Source organism: Geomicrobium sp. JSM 1781026, assembly GCF_041949955.1.
GTDB lineage: Bacteria > Bacillota > Bacilli > Bacillales > Marinococcaceae > Geomicrobium_A.
Map to the genome: position 1 here is coordinate 205,402 of NZ_JBHFQF010000002.1, position 18,760 is coordinate 224,161.

At 44.0% G+C, this 18,760-nt stretch carries 16 protein-coding genes and 1 pseudogene; 9 read left to right on the forward strand and 8 right to left on the reverse strand.

Features of this window, described 5'->3' with window-relative positions; genetic code table 11:
• The first annotated feature begins 466 nt into the window (after window positions 1–466).
• The 4 genes from ACE1TF_RS03885 (at window position 467) to ACE1TF_RS03900 (ending at window position 4,039) form a co-directional block, all read left to right on the forward strand.
• Window positions 467–604 (forward strand): hypothetical protein, encoded by a 138-nt coding sequence (locus tag ACE1TF_RS03885; RefSeq protein ID WP_193744200.1) that lies wholly within the window; start codon window positions 467–469, stop codon window positions 602–604.
• A gap of 123 nt (window positions 605–727) precedes the next feature.
• The gene (locus ACE1TF_RS03890; RefSeq protein WP_375014430.1) at window positions 728–1,954 is read left to right on the forward strand and encodes a dicarboxylate/amino acid:cation symporter; all 1,227 of its coding nucleotides are present in this window, start codon (window positions 728–730) and stop codon (window positions 1,952–1,954) included.
• Window positions 1,955–2,050: 96 nt separating this feature from the next.
• Window positions 2,051–3,499: a cryptochrome/photolyase family protein gene (locus ACE1TF_RS03895; protein WP_375014432.1), complete on the forward strand. Its 1,449-nt coding sequence runs from the start codon at window positions 2,051–2,053 to the stop codon at window positions 3,497–3,499.
• Between the two features lie 162 nt (window positions 3,500–3,661).
• Window positions 3,662–4,039 carry a c-type cytochrome gene (locus tag ACE1TF_RS03900; protein ID WP_052363944.1) on the forward strand — a complete coding sequence of 126 codons (378 nt, stop codon included), beginning with the start codon at window positions 3,662–3,664 and terminating at the stop codon, window positions 4,037–4,039.
• Window positions 4,040–4,087: 48 nt separating this feature from the next.
• Here ACE1TF_RS03900 and ACE1TF_RS03905 read toward each other — a convergent pair whose 3' ends face one another.
• Both ACE1TF_RS03905 and ACE1TF_RS03910 read right to left on the reverse strand, forming a co-directional pair.
• The gene (locus tag ACE1TF_RS03905; RefSeq protein WP_042402671.1) at window positions 4,088–4,291 is read right to left on the reverse strand and encodes a hypothetical protein; all 204 of its coding nucleotides are present in this window, start codon (window positions 4,289–4,291) and stop codon (window positions 4,088–4,090) included.
• 213 nt (window positions 4,292–4,504) lie between these two features.
• The gene (locus tag ACE1TF_RS03910; RefSeq protein WP_375014435.1) at window positions 4,505–4,777 is read right to left on the reverse strand and encodes a hypothetical protein; all 273 of its coding nucleotides are present in this window, start codon (window positions 4,775–4,777) and stop codon (window positions 4,505–4,507) included.
• A 736-nt stretch (window positions 4,778–5,513) separates the two neighbouring features.
• Between ACE1TF_RS03910 and ACE1TF_RS03915 the strand changes: the two genes are divergently transcribed.
• Entirely contained in the window at window positions 5,514–7,118 is a 1,605-nt protein-coding gene (locus ACE1TF_RS03915) for a glutathione ABC transporter substrate-binding protein (RefSeq protein ID WP_375014437.1), read from the forward strand.
• Window positions 7,119–7,164: 46 nt separating this feature from the next.
• On the opposite strand, the gene ACE1TF_RS03920 is transcribed toward ACE1TF_RS03915, so the two are convergent.
• Window positions 7,165–8,082 carry an aldo/keto reductase gene (locus tag ACE1TF_RS03920; protein WP_375014439.1) on the reverse strand — a complete coding sequence of 306 codons (918 nt, stop codon included), beginning with the start codon at window positions 8,080–8,082 and terminating at the stop codon, window positions 7,165–7,167.
• Between the two features lie 152 nt (window positions 8,083–8,234).
• On the opposite strand from ACE1TF_RS03920, the gene ACE1TF_RS03925 reads away from it, so the two are divergent.
• A complete protein-coding gene (locus ACE1TF_RS03925; protein WP_375014441.1) occupies window positions 8,235–9,047 on the forward strand; it encodes a protein kinase domain-containing protein in 813 nt (270 codons plus the stop codon).
• 46 nt (window positions 9,048–9,093) lie between these two features.
• On the opposite strand, the gene ACE1TF_RS03930 is transcribed toward ACE1TF_RS03925, so the two are convergent.
• A complete protein-coding gene (locus ACE1TF_RS03930) occupies window positions 9,094–9,654 on the reverse strand; it encodes a hypothetical protein (protein WP_375014443.1) in 561 nt (186 codons plus the stop codon).
• Window positions 9,655–9,978: 324 nt separating this feature from the next.
• Between ACE1TF_RS03930 and ACE1TF_RS03935 the strand changes: the two genes are divergently transcribed.
• Together ACE1TF_RS03935 and ACE1TF_RS03940 are read left to right on the forward strand one after the other, a co-directional pair.
• A complete protein-coding gene (locus tag ACE1TF_RS03935; protein WP_375014445.1) occupies window positions 9,979–10,893 on the forward strand; it encodes a sugar phosphate isomerase/epimerase family protein in 915 nt (304 codons plus the stop codon).
• Between the two features lies 1 nt (window position 10,894).
• Window positions 10,895–11,917 (forward strand): annotated as a pseudogene (locus ACE1TF_RS03940) (Gfo/Idh/MocA family protein).
• 967 nt (window positions 11,918–12,884) lie between these two features.
• Here the strand turns inward: ACE1TF_RS03940 and ACE1TF_RS03945 are convergent.
• The 3 genes from ACE1TF_RS03945 to ACE1TF_RS03955 all read right to left on the reverse strand — a co-directional run bounded on the left by ACE1TF_RS03945 (window position 12,885) and on the right by ACE1TF_RS03955 (window position 15,488).
• A complete protein-coding gene (locus ACE1TF_RS03945) occupies window positions 12,885–14,540 on the reverse strand; it encodes an alkaline phosphatase (RefSeq protein WP_375014447.1) in 1,656 nt (551 codons plus the stop codon).
• A gap of 103 nt (window positions 14,541–14,643) precedes the next feature.
• Complete coding sequence (locus ACE1TF_RS03950; RefSeq protein ID WP_375014449.1) at window positions 14,644–14,826, reverse strand: hypothetical protein; 183 nt, start codon at window positions 14,824–14,826, stop codon at window positions 14,644–14,646.
• A gap of 26 nt (window positions 14,827–14,852) precedes the next feature.
• The gene (locus tag ACE1TF_RS03955) at window positions 14,853–15,488 is read right to left on the reverse strand and encodes a FusB/FusC family EF-G-binding protein (RefSeq protein WP_375014451.1); all 636 of its coding nucleotides are present in this window, start codon (window positions 15,486–15,488) and stop codon (window positions 14,853–14,855) included.
• Window positions 15,489–15,609: 121 nt separating this feature from the next.
• On the opposite strand from ACE1TF_RS03955, the gene ACE1TF_RS03960 reads away from it, so the two are divergent.
• The gene (locus ACE1TF_RS03960; RefSeq protein WP_042402653.1) at window positions 15,610–17,010 is read left to right on the forward strand and encodes an APC family permease; all 1,401 of its coding nucleotides are present in this window, start codon (window positions 15,610–15,612) and stop codon (window positions 17,008–17,010) included.
• An 891-nt stretch (window positions 17,011–17,901) separates the two neighbouring features.
• Here ACE1TF_RS03960 and ACE1TF_RS03965 read toward each other — a convergent pair.
• The gene (locus ACE1TF_RS03965; RefSeq protein ID WP_375014454.1) at window positions 17,902–18,492 is read right to left on the reverse strand and encodes a hypothetical protein; all 591 of its coding nucleotides are present in this window, start codon (window positions 18,490–18,492) and stop codon (window positions 17,902–17,904) included.
• Window positions 18,493–18,760 lie beyond the last annotated feature (268 nt).

Here is an 18,760-nt window from a genome sequence, read left to right on the forward strand (position 1 = left end):
TTTAAATCCCCACATGGGTCGGACCCGCTAGTTCGCGTGAACGAGTAACTTAGAGAATGAGACGCTATTTTCTCAGTGACTTCGCCGTCAGACTACAGAGGCTCGGCCGATCCTCCGCGGTCAAGTAGACACCTGGGCGTGGCCACCGATGTCGCCCTTATACTTTGGAGTGTCAAGTAGACACGGTGGGTGTACTTTGGCCACCGATGTCGCCCTTATACTTTGGAGTGCAAGCATCCGCCAGCATTGGAAAGCAACAATCAATAGCGCTAATGAGGAAAATGTAAAGTTCAGCTTATTTAGGTAGTATAAATCATCACCTTCCTCCTTTTTTCAACAAAAAGAACAAAGATTACGAGACAAGACTAGAGGTTATTTGTACTAGATTTTGCGGAATACATAGAGTAGGAACTTCATACCTTTAAGAAAGTAGACACTAAAGGAGATTATGAAGGTGGTAGAGATGATGAAAGAATTAAAAACAATTGTAGACCAATACTTTGACATTGAAAGTGACGGTGAGGGTCAGAAGTGGTTTTATGGCGTTGCTGTAACTGCGCTCTTCTTTATCCTCTTTACAACCGCACTTCTCATAGCGTTATAACTGTGGGCGGGTAGGCCGATCTCTAAGTGAGATCGGCCTATTTTACTGAAAATATAGACAAAAACAAGGAATAGAGTATACATATGAAGAAATGAAAGGTGACATATATAATAGGAGGGGAATATGAAACGAATTTCATTAATGAATCAAATCTTCATCGCCTTCGGTTTAGCTGTTTTGTTCGGTGTAATCTTTGGTCCTAGCATGACGATTGTTGAACCGCTAGGTGACTTGTTTTTGCGTCTCATTCAATTTGTTATTGCACCGCTCGTACTTGCTTCATTAATCGTCGGGGTGACGAGCTTAGGTTCTGGAAAACAGATGCTAAGACTTGGAGGGAAGACGGTCGCATTCTTTTTACTTACTTCATTCGTAGCCGTCGGTATTGGATTGTCGATGGGCTACTTGTATCAACCAGGAACAAATGTTGAAATTGCAGAGCCTACAACAGAAGAGGCCGAAGAAGAAGTCGACGAACTTGATGAAAGCATCGTCGATATTCTCATTAACATTGTGCCCGAAAATCCATTTGCCGGTTTGGCACAAACGGAAATGCTGCAGATTATTTTCTTTGCACTTGCACTCGGTGTAGGCATCTTGCTCGTCGGTGAGAAAGCAGAGCCAGTGAAAAAGTTTTTCGATGGGTTGGCTGAAGTGATGTTTAAGGTGACGTCAGGGATTATGATGGTGGCACCACTTGGGGTTTTCGGTATTCTAGCCCCGGTTGTCGGAGAGTATGGCCTTGAAGTTCTCCTTCCGCTCATCATGGTTATTGTTGCAGTTGCTACTGGATGTTTATTGCACATCTTTGCCGTATACGCATCCATTGTAAAATTGCTCGGCAAGATTTCACCAATTAAATTTTTGAAGGGGATGAGTCCTGCATTTCTCTTTGCATTTTCGAGTGCGAGTAGTGCAGCAACACTCCCGTTATCAATGAAAAATGCTCAAGAAAATGTAGGCGTTTCAAAAAGCACCTCCAGTTTCGTATTACCGTTCGGGGCAACGATCAACATGGATGGCACCGCTCTTTACAATGGTGTAGCCGTCGTATTCATCGCCCAATTTTATAGTGAGTCGTTATCAGCTTTGGATATTGTGACCGTAATGCTCGTTGCCACCCTCGCCGCAATAGGTACCGCGGGTGTACCAGGAGCAGGGTTGATTATGCTGACGATCACATTGGCGGCTGTAGGCTTACCACTTGAAGGCATTGCTCTTGTTGCTGCTATTGACCGTATTCTCGACATGATGAGAACAGCGACAAATATTCTTGGAGATAGCGCATGTGCGGTGTACATTGATCGAAGTGAGCATAAAGACAAAGCATTTCAAGATGAAGCAGCTTAATTAGGAATATTCCCCGGGAAATATTTGTCGATTGAAGGGAGAGACAAGGTTTCCAGTTATAAAAAATTGGGAAAACGACAACGAGGAGGCGGTAAGATGAGCATCAATGTTGTCTGGTTTCGAAGAGATCTTCGGTGGACCGATCATACAGCGCTGGCTCGCGTATTAGATGATACGGAGCCAGCGGATTCAATACTCGCACTGTTTATTATAGACCCGAATATGACGAGTAGCTTCTCAACACGTCATGATTATTTTTACGAAACATTGCAATCGTTTGTTGAAGCAGGGGATGAGCTAGGGATCAACGTTCATTTTCTTTACGGATCGGTGGATGAAGTATTTCCTCTGCTTGTTGACGATTTTAACGTGCAAGCGGTGTATTTTAATCGAGACGAAAGCGGAGCCGGTCAGGATCGAGACCGTGAAGCAATAAAAGTATTAGAGTCAAAAGGCGTGGAGGTATATACGTTTATTGATCATCATCTTCACGGGGCGTTGGAAGTAACAAAAAAAGACGGGGAACGCTATCAAGTGTTCACCCCTTATTATAAGGCGTGGAGAAGGCTCACGAAACCAGCCCTAAACACGATTAATGTAGACGAATTAAAGGAGAAGTCTGTTAATTACCGGACATCCTTTGAGCGCGGGCAAGAAGCATACGGAAAACTGATGCAACAAAAGACCGGACGCTTTTCTGATCATGTCGGGGAACAGGCGGCACAAGAACGACTTGTTGCTTTTTTGAATGATGGACTGGTCAGTTATGATGAAGACCGAGATCGACCAGGGATTGATGGAACGAGTCAACTCTCCAAATATTTGCGAACCGGAGTGATATCACCAAGAATGGTATTCGAAGCGGTGCAAACAGCTGCCGAGAAAAAGGGTACGGATCAAGGAGCAGAAACGTTCATTCAAGAACTGGCGTGGCGTGATTTTTATAACATGGTCTCTTATGACCATCCAAATGGGAAAGATGAGGAATGGAAAGAACAATTCCGTGGAATGGAGTGGTCGTATGACGAAGACGAATGGGAGCGATGGAAAGAAGGGAACACTGGTTTTCCGATTGTTGACGCCGCGATGCGGCAATTAAATCAAGAAGGATGGATGCACAATCGTTTACGTATGGTGACAGCATCTTTTCTTACGAAAGACCTTCTCCAAGATTGGCGACAAGGAGAGAGGTATTTTCAAGATCAGCTCATCGATTATGATCCAGCATCAAATATCGGAGGTTGGCAATGGGCAGCCTCAACAGGAACAGATGCTGTCCCTTATTTTCGCGTGTTCAATCCAACACGCCAATCAGAGCGATTTGACCCTGATGGAACCTATATTAAGACGTATGTTCCAGAACTTCAGAATGTGCCGGTTGACTATATTCATGAACCCGGTCGCATGCCAGAACATGTGCAGAAGAAGGCGAAGTGTGTGATTGGCTCTGATTACCCCGAACCGATCATCGACCATAAGGCACGTCGAAAAGCGGCAATTCAAATGTATGAAGAGAAAAAAGACGAATCCCGCTTCAGAAAGTGACAATTTTGTTACAGAACATCAACACTTACACTGGAGCCCTACAGTTTCCCTTTTCTTTTCTTTAAAACTATTGGTTTAACGTGATAAAATAAAATTACAGAAGTGTGCACATACATACCTTGGTGTCGTATGCGCAAATGTAAGGGTAAAGGAGGGTACACCATGAAGAAACTACTTATCACAATGGGCGCACTTGCGTTTATTCTCGGTGGTTGTAACGAGGGTGCGGGTGATGTGCAAGAGCCAGTTGGAGATACGTTTGAAGATAGTGGCGGAAGCAGCGCTAGCGATGATAGCGGAGATTCTGGCGACGGCGAATCTGTTGACCTTGAACAAGGAGCTTCTGTTTATGAAGCGAGCTGCCTAAGCTGTCACGGAGATGACATGCAAGGAATGAACTCAACACCTGGTATCGAGGGTATTGCGGCTGATGATGTCCTAGCAGCAATTGATGAAGGTCCAGGTTCAATGCCTCCAGGCCTTGTATCAGGAGAAGATGCAGAAGCTGTTGCAGCTTATGTTGAAAACGGCGGAGAATAATTTATTCTTTAAAGACTCTGTGCAAACTACTTTGCACAGAGTCTTTTTTTAGATTTCATTAATGTAGAAAAACGAAACGTGATGCACATTAAGAGACGTATCATCATCAAGAGCAATAAATGGGCGATTTTCTGCAACAGCAGCGTTCATCAATTGTTGGTAATGATCTCGAACTTCTTCCTCATCATCAAATCGACTTTCTTCATGCTCAAGCTCTGCTTTATCCAACATCACAAACGTAATTTCAAACATGGCACCCTCCTTATGTGAATGTTTACTCGCTACTTCGCCAGCTCGTCACGTTCTTCCTGCTTGTTGGTAGTTTTTATCTAAGGTGGTAGAGTAAGTTGTAGAAAATTCACATTCAGTGGAGGTTTTATAAAGTTACTCTTATATCTATCACACGATAATGGCGGATTAAGCAAAGATCCCCCAATCGTAACAATTTGGGGGATCAGTCGTATTCTACTCTTGGGTAAATGTCTGTACTTCTACGACGCCGTCTTCACTTAAGACGCCATAGCGTATGGTTGCTCCCGTTGCTTCAACTAGCTCTCCATCTTCATACATCTCGATTTTTGTTATTTCGAAATCTGGATCTTCTGAATAATACGCAGGGTCAGACTTGATTTTCTCATCTACCGCCGTGTCATCGGTTGAGGGGGTGGATGCTCCGGATGTAAATGCTAAAGAGAAGATTAGCCCTGTTGATAGCAATACAGTTCGGATGATGAACACCTCCTATACAATATAGTTAGCCAGAATAAAACCTGACGGGTAACATAATAACATAGAATATTCATTCTTGTTTAAATATTAAATGAAAAATTTGTAAATACATATTATCATTTAGGCGTTCAAGGTTTGTCGTAAACGACTAAGGGGAGGTGGTTAAAAGTAATTTATTTTAAACGAATTTATCAAGAAAAGCGACTGTTGAAGGAGGTCATCATTATCGATAATAAAGAAACGCCAGAACCGTTTTGGCGAAAAGTGATTAGACGTATCCATCTATGCGTATCGATTGTTTTATTCATCCTATATATTGTGCAAATCACACGTGAATTTGGAGAAAGTCATAGTAGTAGTTCATTTTATCCTGCGTTAATTATCGGTAGTCTCTGTACTTTTCTTATCATCATAACGATTGCAGATTATATGACGAAATACGATTGTTCGAAGAGAGAACTATCAATGAGGATATGTGGTGTTGCGGTCATCATTTTGATAGCCGTTAATGTGTTGTGAGCTTGAGTGAGTGATTAAGCTAGCGATATGCTGAAATACGAGAGTCCTAAATATTAAGTTCTCATTTTTAAAAATAGATACATGTACAGTATTTTCCTAAATCCATTTTCTCTACCTATATTGTAACTGCAGTGACTCATATTTGGTTAAAACAATAAAGTTGACAATTCCTATCGAGTTTGTACATAATAAGATCGGTTAAGAGATTCGGGAGGGTGAATGAAAGATGATCAAAAATTGGAAAACATACATGTACTTACCGGTGCTGGCTGTCGTGTTGGTCGGGTGCGCAGGTGATGACTCTGAACAAGAGCAAGACCAAGAGTCTAATCAATCCACAAGCGAAAACGGGGTGGAAGAGGTAGAAGGTGGAGAAGCTGTGATGGCAATCTCCAGCGATCCGGTTGATTTGGATCCACACGGCTCTAATGACGGGCCATCGACCATTGTCCGCAGCAATATTTATGAGAATCTTGTTGAGCAAACGTCTGATCTTGAAATTGAACCTCACCTTGCAGAGAGTTATGAGCAAATTGATGATGTGACGTGGGAATTTATTTTAAGAGAAGATGTTACGTTTCATGATGGTGAATCGTTTAATGCCGAGGCTGTCAAAGCCAACATTGAACGAGCGATCAACCCTGATGTATCCAATCGCCTATTTTTGTTAGATATGATCGATCGAGTTGAAGTGATGGATGAATATACGGTACACATTATTACGGAGTATCCATTTGGGGCGCTTCCTGCAAATCTCGCGCATGATACAGGTGGCATGATTAGCCCAGCCGCGATTGAAGATGAGGAGAATGGTGATACGAATATTGCGACGAACCCTGTTGGGACTGGGGCGTTTACATTTGATAGCTGGGATCAAGGGTATGAAGTCGTTCTAACGAAAAATGAAGATTACTGGGGTGAGGATGCACACCTAGACAGCGTTGCAATCCGAACGGTTCCGGAGCAAGGCACACGTGTCGGAATGCTATCCACCGGTGAAGCTCAAGTATCTCAAAGTTTAGAAGCGGCAAACGCCAATCAAGTGGAAGAGATGGAAGAAGCAGAGCTGGCTGTATATCCGAGTCTAGCGATGGATTATGTAGGTTTCAACACGCAAGTTGAGCCGTTTGACGATGTGCGAGTGCGCCAAGCGATTGCTCTTGCGATTGATCATGAAGCAATTGTAGAAGGATTGTTTGAAGGATATGGTTCAGTAGCAGACAGCCCGATTAATGATATGGTGTTTGGTTATCACGAAGACTTGGACGCTCCAGAATATGACCCTGAACGTGCCGCAGAGTTGTTAGCAGAAGCAGGATACGAAGATGGCTTTGAAACGAGCATTTGGACGAGTGATATCAATTCTAATTATGTGTTTATCGCCGAAATTGTTCAAGATCAGCTCACAGACATTGGGATCGATGCCGATGTACAAATTATGGAGTGGGCAACATTCCTTGAATCGACAGGGAACGGGGATCATGAAATGCAAGTGGCTGGCTGGACGACGGTCACGGCTGATGCAGATTACGGCCTTTATCCACTTTTCCATACTGATTATCAAGGTGCAGAAGGGAACCGTTCATTCTATTCTAATGATGAGTTGGATGCGATGCTAGAATCGGCTCGACAGGAAATTGACGAAGACGAGCGAATTGCACAATACCGTGAGATTCAAGAGTTTCTCCGAGAAGAGTTACCGATGGTAAGCATTGCTTTTCAAGATAACCTTTTCGGTGTTAGCTCCAATTTCGAAGGATATGATCGCCGTTCTAACGGGAAATTCCTTTTTAAAGACGCATACTTTACGGATGAAGAAGCTGGTTATTAACGGTGAGCACCCAATAGTAAACCGACCTCAGATGAGGTCGGTTTTTTCATGGCACAATATTGCCCGCCGCACGATAGCATTGAAACCACTCTGAGCGAGTGAGGTGAATGTTTGTGGCGTTAACCGCTTCTTGAAGGCGGTCGATTTGACGAGTCCCGGTTACGACTTGAATGTTGGCGGGATGGCGAACGATCCAAGCGTACGCAATCGTTGAAGGGGAGGTACTATATTTCTCCGCCAGGCGGTTGAGCACTTTATTAAGTTCTGGGAATCGCTTATCTCCGACAAACACACCATCAAAGAAGCCGGTTTGTAATGGGGACCAAGCTTGCACCGTAATGTCGTGAAGTCGGCAATAATCGAGAATTGAACTGTCGCGGTTAACTGCCTGGTCATTGTGCATATTGAGTGTCATGCCTGAGTCGATCATCGGAGTGTGTGTGATGCTTAATTGCAACTGGTTAATGACAAGTTTTTGTGAAAGATGTTTTTGTAGCAGCTCGATTTGCATAGGATTATGGTTGGATACACCAAAATAGCGCACCTTCCCACTTTGTTCCAGCGCATCAAATGCTGCGCCCACTTGTTCAGGCTCCACGAGGGGGTCAGGGCGGTGTAACAATAAGATATCCAAATAGTCTGTGTTTAACCTTGATAAAATGCCGTCAACCGCGCTTACAATATGTTCTTTAGAGAAATCAAAAAAGCCACCTTTACCTTTGCGGATACCACACTTGCTCTGGAGAATGATTTCGTCGCGTTGCATCGTAGTCGCTTGAGAAAAAAGTCGTTCACATTCCCCATCTCCATAAATATCAGCGTGATCAAAAACGTTAATGCCCATCTCAAAGGCAGTCGAAGTAAGTCTTTCGACTTCAACAGTGGATAACGTATTCATTCTCATGTTGCCCATAATGATGGAAGATGCTCGTAAGTCAGTGCCAGCAAGCTCAAAGTACTTCATCGTTTTACCTCCTCTATGACTTCAGTATGTACGGCTTGTCTAGCTTTGACAAGCTCCCTAATGAAGTCACAACGAAGGAAGCATGAAGGAATGATAGGTGTGTGATACATTCAAGAAAGAGAAATGAACACGGATGATAAGGAGAGATGTTCATGATCCAGCAAAGTGTTGATGGTGTAAGTTTTGCACTGAAAGAAGAACACAATTTTCGATGGTTAAAAAAACATGGCCGTGTGTTTAAAGTATGGGATGAGCAGGATTCTGGGAATCTCTGTTTTGGCGTTGAACGAAACGGAGTGAGGCGATTTATTAAGTATGCAGGGGCAAAGCCTTTGAAATTCAACGGAAAACCTGAAGATGCCGCTGCAAGGTTGGAAAGGGCAAAGCTTCGTTATGAATTTATGAAACATCCGAATCTTGTTCGACTGGTTCATCATGAAAAAGTTGGAGACGGATATATGTTGGAATTTGATTGGATTGAAGGCATTAGCCTACGGAAATATTCTTTCGAAACACTCCCTCTTCATGAACGTTTACACATGCTAACTAACATTTTTACCTTTCATGAACATGTGGAAAAAAAGCAATTTGTCGCTGTTGATTTTTATGATGCGAGCATGATTTATGATGAATCGAGCCAGACACTAAAGGTTTGCGACATTGATTTATATGAAAAAATTCCTTACACGAATGAAATGGATCGGCTGTGGGGTTCGTCGCGATTTATGGCGCCGGAAGAATTCCAAATCGGTGAAGTGCTGGATGCAAGAACGAACGTGTATCGCATGGGAGCGACCGCATTTGTTTTACTCGGAAAAGATCAGAGTTTAGCAGAGAGTCCGATTCATAAAGTTGCCAAAAGAGCGATGAGTAAACAGAAGGAAGATCGTTTTCAATCCGTAAAAGCGTTTCATGATATTTGGAAACAAGCCGTTGACGTAAGTATGGAAGTACGGGGATATTAAAGAGTAAGGACCGCACTTATTTTCATTGTGCGGTCCATTTTGTTACTCAACGTGTCATCCGACCGTTGAGTAAATGCTGCTCTGGCTCACCAGTCGTGGCGTTAAGCGCAAATGTTTTCGTAAGTCCTCGATATTTGACTTCATATTCCCATAGCGGCATATAGCTTAAAAATGAGTCTTCAATTAAATAATCGGGCTTTTTGTTCATATATTTTTTATTCAAATGTGTTTTTATATTCGCAATGTATGGCTCAATTTGTTTCACTGACGATAATTTGGGAGGAATTTTCACACCGATGGCGCCAATATATTCAAATGACGGGGCGTCAGTATGAAGCTGATGATGCCCAGAAATGGCATCAATGAAAGCCGTCATCGCTGTTATTTTTGGTGAAAAAGGCTTTCGTTCAGCGATAACTTGTAATTTCACGACCCATATTGGATAGAACACTTTCTGTTTTCTTTTCATGAATTGTTCCAGTTCATCGGTTGCCATTTTTACTTTAAAAGACTTACGCACTTGTTTACGTAAAGTGTGCAAGCGATCAGGTATTTTTTGTTCCGTCCCATCACCAATGACGAGCAGCTCATAACGAGTGGGGATCATAACGTGTCTCCTTCCTAGTTATGAAAAGCAAACATGGCCTCCTATTGCTCGGCAATGCGTGTGAAGACGAGCTACCATGAAGCATTTCATCTTATGTACTAAATGTATATGTGCAATTGACGTCTTTAGAATTTTTTGAGGAAATGAAGTGTTGAACTATAGGTGATGAGATTGGCATGTTGTTTAAGGGCGTTCAGTTGACGAGACAACTTGAGAAAGTTACGATAATTTCTGTATGAATATTCAGAAACAGAAAAGGTTTTCCCGTTGTTTTTCATAATATATAGCACAATATATTGAAATGAACTAAAGGAGAGATGATGAATGAAGGTTGGTTTGAGTTCTTACAGTGTACTAGAAGCGTTGAATGATGGAAGGTTAACGATTGTAGAAGCCATTTCTTGGGTCAAGGAGAATGGTGGATCGCACTTAGAGCTTGTCCCGTATGGCTATTCGGTTGTGGATAACTATGCACTTGCTGATGAGATTAAAGAGCGGGCAAAAGCCGAGGAGATTGAATTGTCTGGTTATTGTATGCCTGCGAACTTTATCCAGCCGACAAGAGAGGCGTTTGAAGAAGAAGTAGAACGAATTAAAAAGCATGTAGACGTGGCACATCATATGGGCATAACGCTTCTTCGTCATGATGTTACTGCTTTTCGTTTGGAACGAGAACAGATGACCGTTCACTACTTTGATGACCATTTTGATGAGATGGTGGAAGGTTGCCAAGCGATTGCTGATTATGCAAAGGGATTGGGAATGACAACAACCATTGAAAATCATGGGTTTAATGTGCAATCGAGTGACCGTGTTCAACGGATTTTGCGTGCTGTGGACCGTGACAATTTCAAAACGACACTCGATATCGGTAATTTCCTATGCGCAGATGAAGACCCACTCGTCGGTATTCGTAAAAACCTAAATCAAGCAGCAACAGTCCATTTCAAAGATTTCTATGTACGTCCTTACTATGAGAATCCGGGAAGCGGAAAGTGGTTCCGTACGTCCAATGACAATTATTTGCGAGGCGCGATCGTTGGACATGGAGAACTTTCGATTCGCGAGGTGATTCGCCTCTTAAAAGCGCATGGATATGATGGCCATATCGTCGTTGAATTTGAAGGGATGGAAGACTGTCTAATCGGCTCAAAGATCGGAATGGAGAATACGCTTCGCCTATGGGAAGAAGTCAAGGCGGACAGTTGGAAAGTAGGACTCGAAGAGGTGAAAAACTAAGATGTTACATGTTGTTGTGATTGGGCTAGGTACAATTTCGGAGATGCACTTAAGCGCTTATGAGCAAAATCCGAACGTTCAGCTGTACGGTGTGTGTGATGTGAATGAGGAGCGGGCAGAGCGGGTAGCTGAAAAATATTCTGTGAAGAACGTATTCACTGACGCGACCGATGTGTTCAATGATGCAAACGTGCAGGCGGTAAGTATTTGTACGTGGAACAAAACACATGCACAACTTGCAATTCAGGCGTTAGAAGCTGGCGTAAACGTACTCGTTGAAAAACCACTCGCGATGAGCGTGGAGGAGGCCGAGCAAATTCAAGAAGCTGAGCGCACATCAAAAGCGATGCTTCAAGTCGGTTACGTACGGCGCTTCAGCTCCAATGCACAAGTGCTCAAGCAGTTTATAGATCGCGGGGAATTAGGAGAGGTATATTACGCAAAAGCATCGTACATTCGTCGAATTGGAAATCCTGGCGGCTGGTTTGCCGATCGTGAGCTTTCAGGCGGTGGCCCACTCATTGATCTCGGTGTACACCTCATTGACCTTTGTTGGTATATGATGGACCGACCGGCAGTGCAATCAGTCGCGGGACATAGTTATCACCGTTTAGGAAATCGAAGCAACATTAAGAACCTATCTTTCTATAAAGCAGCCGACTACGAAAGTTCAAAAAATAGCGTAGAAGATTTGGCAAATGGCTTGGTCACGTTTGAAAATGGTGCCTCAATGCAGTTCGATGTTTCCTATTCTTTGCATGCAAAAGAAGACGAAGTGCATATAAAGCTGTATGGAACGAAAGGTGGGGCAGAGTTGGAACCTGAACTCATCATTGTGACTGAAAGTGAAAATACGATCTTGAATATCCAGCCACAAATGGACCATCCGAACTTTCATTTCCAAAGCGCATTTCAAAATTAAATTGATGGTTTTGTATCAGCGGTACTCAATGAGGAAGTGTCCCCTGCACCTGTAGAGGATGGTATAGAGTTGCTGAAAATCATCGAAAAAATTTATGAATAAGTTGGCTATAAAAATGAACTTAACATTTTCCTGATTGCGCAGTTAGTTGTTGCTTTCCACTGCAGGCGGATGCTTGTACTCCAGAGCATAAGTGCAACATCGGTGGTCAAAAGACGCCCACCGTGTTTTCTTTACACTCCGGAGTACAAGTGCAACATCGGTGGCGAACTCCTGCCTTCTGGCTAGAGGTCACTGAAAAAGAGAAATTAAAAAAAACATATAAAAGTGTTTCCCTTGATATAAATGGTGAAAATTCCATCCTAGATCAGTCTATGATGGAATTTTCTTCATTTAAGAACAATTTTCGGCAGGAATCCCCACATAGATGCTTCTATGATGGGATTCTTAACGATCGTAACACGATAATTGGTTGATATCCCCACATAGATGTAACCAATACATCGAGTTAACGAGTCACTTATGAAGAGACACGTTAATTTTTCAGCGCCCGCCGCCCGGGCTACGGTGTGTGGAAAGAAGTCCAAATGCCCCATAAATTCTTATTTGTGACACTTGAGCAAGAAAAATCATGATTTTAAACGTGAATGCGCACATAAACGAAGTCAACTGTCACAAATCGTGCGATTTGTGACAGTTGCGTGCCGAAAGTGCCCGGTTTGCGGGCTGGATTGTCACATACGTGACCGGTCCTCACAGGATTGTGCCAGGTGGTGAGCCTCGGTCATGACTTTTTGCCCTTCGGCAAACGTTTTTCGTGTTGCCCGCAACCCTTGTAGTGACGAACAACGAGCGGCAACGAAGTTGTCGAAGTACAACGAGATGAAGTTCAACAGCCAATATGCAAGCACTCACCCGCAAAGACCCATCTTGGTCATCCGATTCAATGAATTTCTTTAGTTCAACTTATATAGGAGAGAAATTTTCTTTCCCTCCAACAACAAGTAGTCCAGCAATAAAAAACCTCTAACTAGGTGATTCATCTCCTAGTTAGAGGTTTTTACGTTCTTTAAGGGTTAATGTTCAGTTTGCCGTCGGCAATTTCACTATGAGTGTTGCCTTCGCTGTCGATTACCGTTACCTCAATTTCAGCTCTACTCGCTTGAAGGTTCGAGGTTGCAGTCCAGTAAGCTGTGTACACGCCCGGTTCAGTTTCAGTAACTGGAAGTTCTGTCGGGGCATTGGGAACGTTTACGAGTGGCGCGCGGATAGAGAACGATGCATCTAATCCTGGCTCGCTTTCAAATTGAATGCGGACGGATTCACCACTTTGTAAGGTAACATCTTCGGTCGGCTCGAGGTTGAGAATCGTGATGTCGTTATCTTCCTCAACTGTGTGAAGGGCATCAATCATCATTTTTGGTATCTCGGTATTGTCTAGTGTTGCACGGTATTGCTCCTCGGTAGGGCCGTACGCATATACAGGAACGTCTACAGCGGTATGACCGGTTGTTGTCCAGCCTACTAATGCACGGTCGCTAATGACACGTGCAATTCCTTCTTCTACAGTTTCAGCGTCTTCGAGGATGCGATCGGCTTCTTCGTCGGTAAGGTCATCGATGCCTGCATATGCTTGAAGCACTTCCTCTAGGTTCTCGTTGTCATCGTCGAGTTGTTCGGCCATGTAATCAATCGAGCGGGTGACGTTCTTAAGCACGTCACGCTCAAAGCCATATTCTCCGTCCAACCCTAAAGACAGGCCTCCTGTGCCGTGATCAGCTGTAATTACAACGAGGGTATTTGGATCGGATTTAGCGTACTCTAAGGCAACTTCAATTGCTTCGTCGAAGGCAATGGTATCGGTCATCATTTCTGCAGGCAAATTATCATGACCCGCATGGTCAATTCTTCCACCTTCAACCATTAAAAAGAAACCGTCATCGTCTTTGCTCAATTGTTCGATGGCTGTATTTGTCATTTCTGCGAGCGAAGGTTGGTTTGTTGTTTCTCGGTCTAGTTCATACGCCATATGAGAGGTGCTGAATAACCCTAATAGCTTGTCACCTTCTGTTTGCAGTAGTTCATCACGATCATAAAGCAGCTCGTATCCTGCACCCTCAGCTTCTTCGATTAAGTCCCGACCATCGTCTCGTTCTTCAGCATCAAAGTGTTCAATTCCGCCACCAAGTAACACGTCAACGTCATAATCTAGCATTTGCGTGGCAATCTCATCTTCCATGCCTCGATCTTCGACGTGAGACGCGAATGACGCAGGCGTTGCATGAGTAATGCGTGTTGTGGATACGAGACCCGTACTCATCCCAAGATCTTGGGCAAAGCTTGTTATTGGTTTGACAGGTTCATAGGCGCCTTCTTCATTTGGTACCATTCCAACCACGTCATTATCGGTTTTATGACCGCTGGAAAGAGCGGTTCCTGCAGCTGCTGAATCAGTGACGATGTTGTCTAATGAATGTGTACGTGCATAACCGATGGAGGAAAACGTATCCATCGTGAGCGTTCCATAGTCATAGCCTTCGCCTAAGAAGTACGCAGCGGAAGACACTTGCTGAGGTCCCATCCCATCACCAATTAAATAGATGATGTTTTCAACATTCGGACCGTTTGCTTCTTCATTCGATGGGTTTACAGACGCAACGGTTGTTCCAATTGCTAGTGGCACGATCGTACCGATACTGATGATGGTTTTTAACGATGATCTCAATGTAAACACCTCTTTTTGTCAGTATGATTCCTAACGTATCATTTAAGAAGTGTTAAATTAACGAAAATTAAGAAAAATAATCCGAAAATCCGCAAAAATAGTCTTAATCCCTACGTTTGAAACGAGATCCAGCATACCCGATGATGAGCAGTAAGATGGACGTCCATGCATAATCGCGGAGAAACTGAGCCCCTGGGAATTCTAAAAATGTTGAAACAAACCGTCCGAAAAGGGCAAGCAGTCCTACTAGTAGCATCACATCAAATAATATTCGGACGGTCTTCATGAAATCTTCTCCCTCAAGTCGTTGATTTAAGTCATTCGTTGGACAAATTCATGCAAGTAATGTAAAGACGTCATGCGTTCGTTGCACTCGACGGTGTCGACGCAAATGTAATTGCCTTTTTTCGTGTACGTATCACGGTTTCCTTGATGGTTTTTTCGCGCTGTGAATAGTCGCTGAGGTCCGTGGTGATTACAAAGGGCGCAAACACCATGGACTGTGCGTGTAGAGAATGTCCCTTCGATACCGATATGTTTATGGTCAGGGTACGCGACAATGTAGCGTTTCTGGGTGCCTGGGTCTTCCCAGCTGAAATGAGAAATACGTGTGAATTCAGTTTGTTGAATTGGGGCGTTCTTCACTTTAGATTTAGGAAATAATGCGGAAAGAATCTGTTCAGTGACGCGCGGAAAAGGAATTACATACTCACGTAAAGATGACAGATAAATGGCTGCAGTTTCTTCATCGACGACATTGTTAATCAAAGACAAATGAGAGATTTGTTCATCACTAAGGTTTTTAAATGTGTCTTGAATCTTATCAATCGTAAGCGATTGGACGGCGAGTTTGACGTCCGTATCCTGAACCGTTTTGTGTGTATGCACAACGGTCCGCGCTTGTTCTCGTATATAGTTATATTGGTCATTGCGAATGAATGGGATCATCGTGTGGCTCCTTCCGAACGAGCAGAAAACTGTACCCTTGAGTATATAGGAAGGAGTATTTCATGTACAAACATATAAATTTTCATATTATTATGTATAATGCAGGGAAGGAGGCGAGCGAATGTCTGAAAAGAGGCAACTGAAAAAAGTATTGAACCGTACGGACGCTCTCGTTCTATCATTAGGAGCCATGATTGGTTGGGGATGGGTCGTTCTTTCTGGAGGTTGGGTGACAGATGCCGGTGTTGTAGGTGCAGGTCTAGCGTTCCTTGTCGGTGGCGCCCTCGTATTAGTTGTTGGTCTGACGTATTCAGAGCTTGCATCAGCGATGCCAAAGGTCGGAGGCGAACATTCATATGCTCTTCGTGGCATCGGACCCCGAGGGTCGTTTATCGCTTCTTGGGCGATAGCGCTTGGGTATGTGAGTGTCGTGGCTTTTGAAGCGGTTGCTCTTCCGAACGTCGTAGAATACATTTTTCCGAATTATAAAGTAGGTTATATGTATACGATCACAGGCTATGATGTGTATGCGACCTGGGTGCTCGTCGGAATTGCCGGGTCTGTATTTATCGCTTGGATTAATTATGTCGGGATCAAATTTGCCTCGTTTGTACAAATGGTTCTGACGTTGATGATTATTCTCGTCGGTTTAATGCTCATTTTTGGCAGTGCGGCCAATGGCAGCATCGCCAATGCCGATCCGCTATGGGTGACAAGCACCGCGGGCCTTCTCACGGTTATGATTGCGACCCCCTTTTTGTTCGTCGGGTTTGATGTCATACCCCAAGCAGCTGAAGAAATGAACATTAAGCCGCGTTCCATCGGTAAGCTTCTTATTATTTCTGTATTTTGTGCGATCCTATTTTACTTAGCAGTAATCTTTGCGGTCGGTTTTGGACTTGGACCTGAAGACCGTGAATTGTCGATACTGCCGACTGCCGATGCAATGGCGAATGTGTTTGGTGCTGACGTGTTCGGTCACATCCTCGTTCTTGGGGGAATTGCCGGAATCTTAACGAGTTGGAATGCGTTTATCATTGGAGGAAGTCGCGTCATTTTTGCGATGGCGGATACGAAGATGCTGCCCGCTTGGTTTGGCAAAGTTCATCCGAAACACGGGACACCTTCCAACGCCATCATTTTTATCGGTGGATTGTCCGTTGTGAGTCCGTTTTTTGGTGATCCGATGCTCGGTTGGCTCGTTGATGCGGGAGGACTAACAATTGTCGTTGCTTACTTAATGGTTGCCGTTTCATTTATTATGCTACGTCGCCGTTTACCAGAAATGGATCGGCCATTTCGGGCAGGAAGAAGCGTGTGGATTGGCTGGCTTGCGCTTTTAATGAGTCTGTTCTTCTTTGTGCAATATATGCCAGGGATGCCTGCTGGGCTCGGAATTCAAGAGTGGATGATCCTCGGCGGTTGGTGGGCCATTGGCGCATACTTTGCCATCACACGATACGAAACGTACAAAACCGTTACGTACGAAAAAGATGTCGATATTGATGAAAAGAGCGCGTAATCTATACGTGTTGAACTTTGCATCTACAAATAATAAAGATTATTCAAACCGTCACTCTCGATGCCAAAAGTATACGAAAAAGTTTGCATTTGTATCTGGGCTTTACCACCATTGAGGTGGTGCTTGCTCGAATAATCGTCTACTTGTATAATATATGGGTATTTCTAGGAGATCGGCGATCTAGACTACGCCCAGACTATCTATAAGTCGTTGGCCTATAAGACGTCGGCGCGAGTCGCGCCGAAGCGAGTGCGGTTTCGTTTCGGCCCCGGCGGGGCCGACGTGTCGTTGGCACTTCAGCCTGGAATCTGCGCGCAAGTTGGAACAAACTGCGCGCAAGTTTGGCGAAGTTGGCGCTAAAATCAGCGAAAAGCGTAAACTTGCGCGCAGATAGGGGAAACTAGAGTGCAGAACGGTCGTTCGTCTTGCCCGCATGTGCCGCCATCCCCTGCGGCAACGGGCTCAGAGAACCATCGCTTGCATTTCCAAGCCAAAAACCTAGCAAGACGTCGGCGCGAGTCGCGCCGAACCGAACCGAATCCGATTTGGCTTCGGCATGACTCATGCCGACAGCTCATTCTTTAACCAACATGGATAGATCACCAAATCGGCGTATCTCCCATGTCTGTGCAGGTGAAAAAACCTTGACGCTTTGCAAGAAAGCGTCAAGGTTTGTGGATAAATGCCCAGCTTTTCTTTCCGGGGAGGAGTCGTTTTGCCCACATATCCACACATAAGTCGGTAAACGGAGCTGAAGGAGTGAGTACATGCAGTGATTAACCCACATAGTTGTGAGTAAACCAATCCAAGTGGCGCGTACCCGCACACAGCACCTGTGCACAACGGCAACCACGACTTGCGCTATCCGCGATTACGACCTATAACTTCTGCCTATTCCAGACTTAACACTTCACCGTCGGTCGTCTCAATAATAAACCCTTTGTCTCGTAGCACCTCTTGGTCAACGCGCAAGAATTGGCGAGGCATATTTAAGTCTGACTCTTCAGCATCTTCATCGGGCTCATCATTGTGCTCGACTTCAATGCGAACGGTGTCTTCATCCTCGATAATAATATGTTGTGCACGGAATGAATGTCCGAGGTATTCCTCATCACCAATCTGATACACGAGCACATCTTCTTCGCCAAAATCGAACGTATTTTCATAATCATCCGGGTAATCTTCTTCAGTGTAAAGCCAGACGCCAGCTTCAGCGTAATAATCTGGAGAGCCGAGTATCCAATTCACATGTTGAAACTCAATCGTATCGTCATGGTCTGTTGGGGAGACGGCAGTAGGCTCCGAAGGGGAATCATCCTCGTCTTCCTCGTCTTCCTCCTCCTCAACAGGCTCTTCCTCGTCGTCTTCTTCGACTTCTTCCACTATTTCTTGTTCCTCTTCTTCGGTCACTTCTTCTGAATTCCCACAAGCTGCAACTGCGACGAAGCAACTAGCGAACCCAATCATGCGAAGCTTCTTCATATCGTGTCCTCCTACAATTGTCATCTTCGTTAAAATGTACCAAAAATAAAAACAAGAAAGTGACATATTACTGAATTTATCAAAAATAAGCAGGATGACATGAGTATATATTCATACAATGGTGAACTTTAAAAAGGTGATAAAGATAAAAACTTGTGTTTGTCATGAATCTATATTCCTACAAATAATTTCGGACAAAATTAGACAACCGTGTGAGCGTATGTTACAATGATTGATATTCAGTCACTTCGAGCGCTGTATCGCTTGG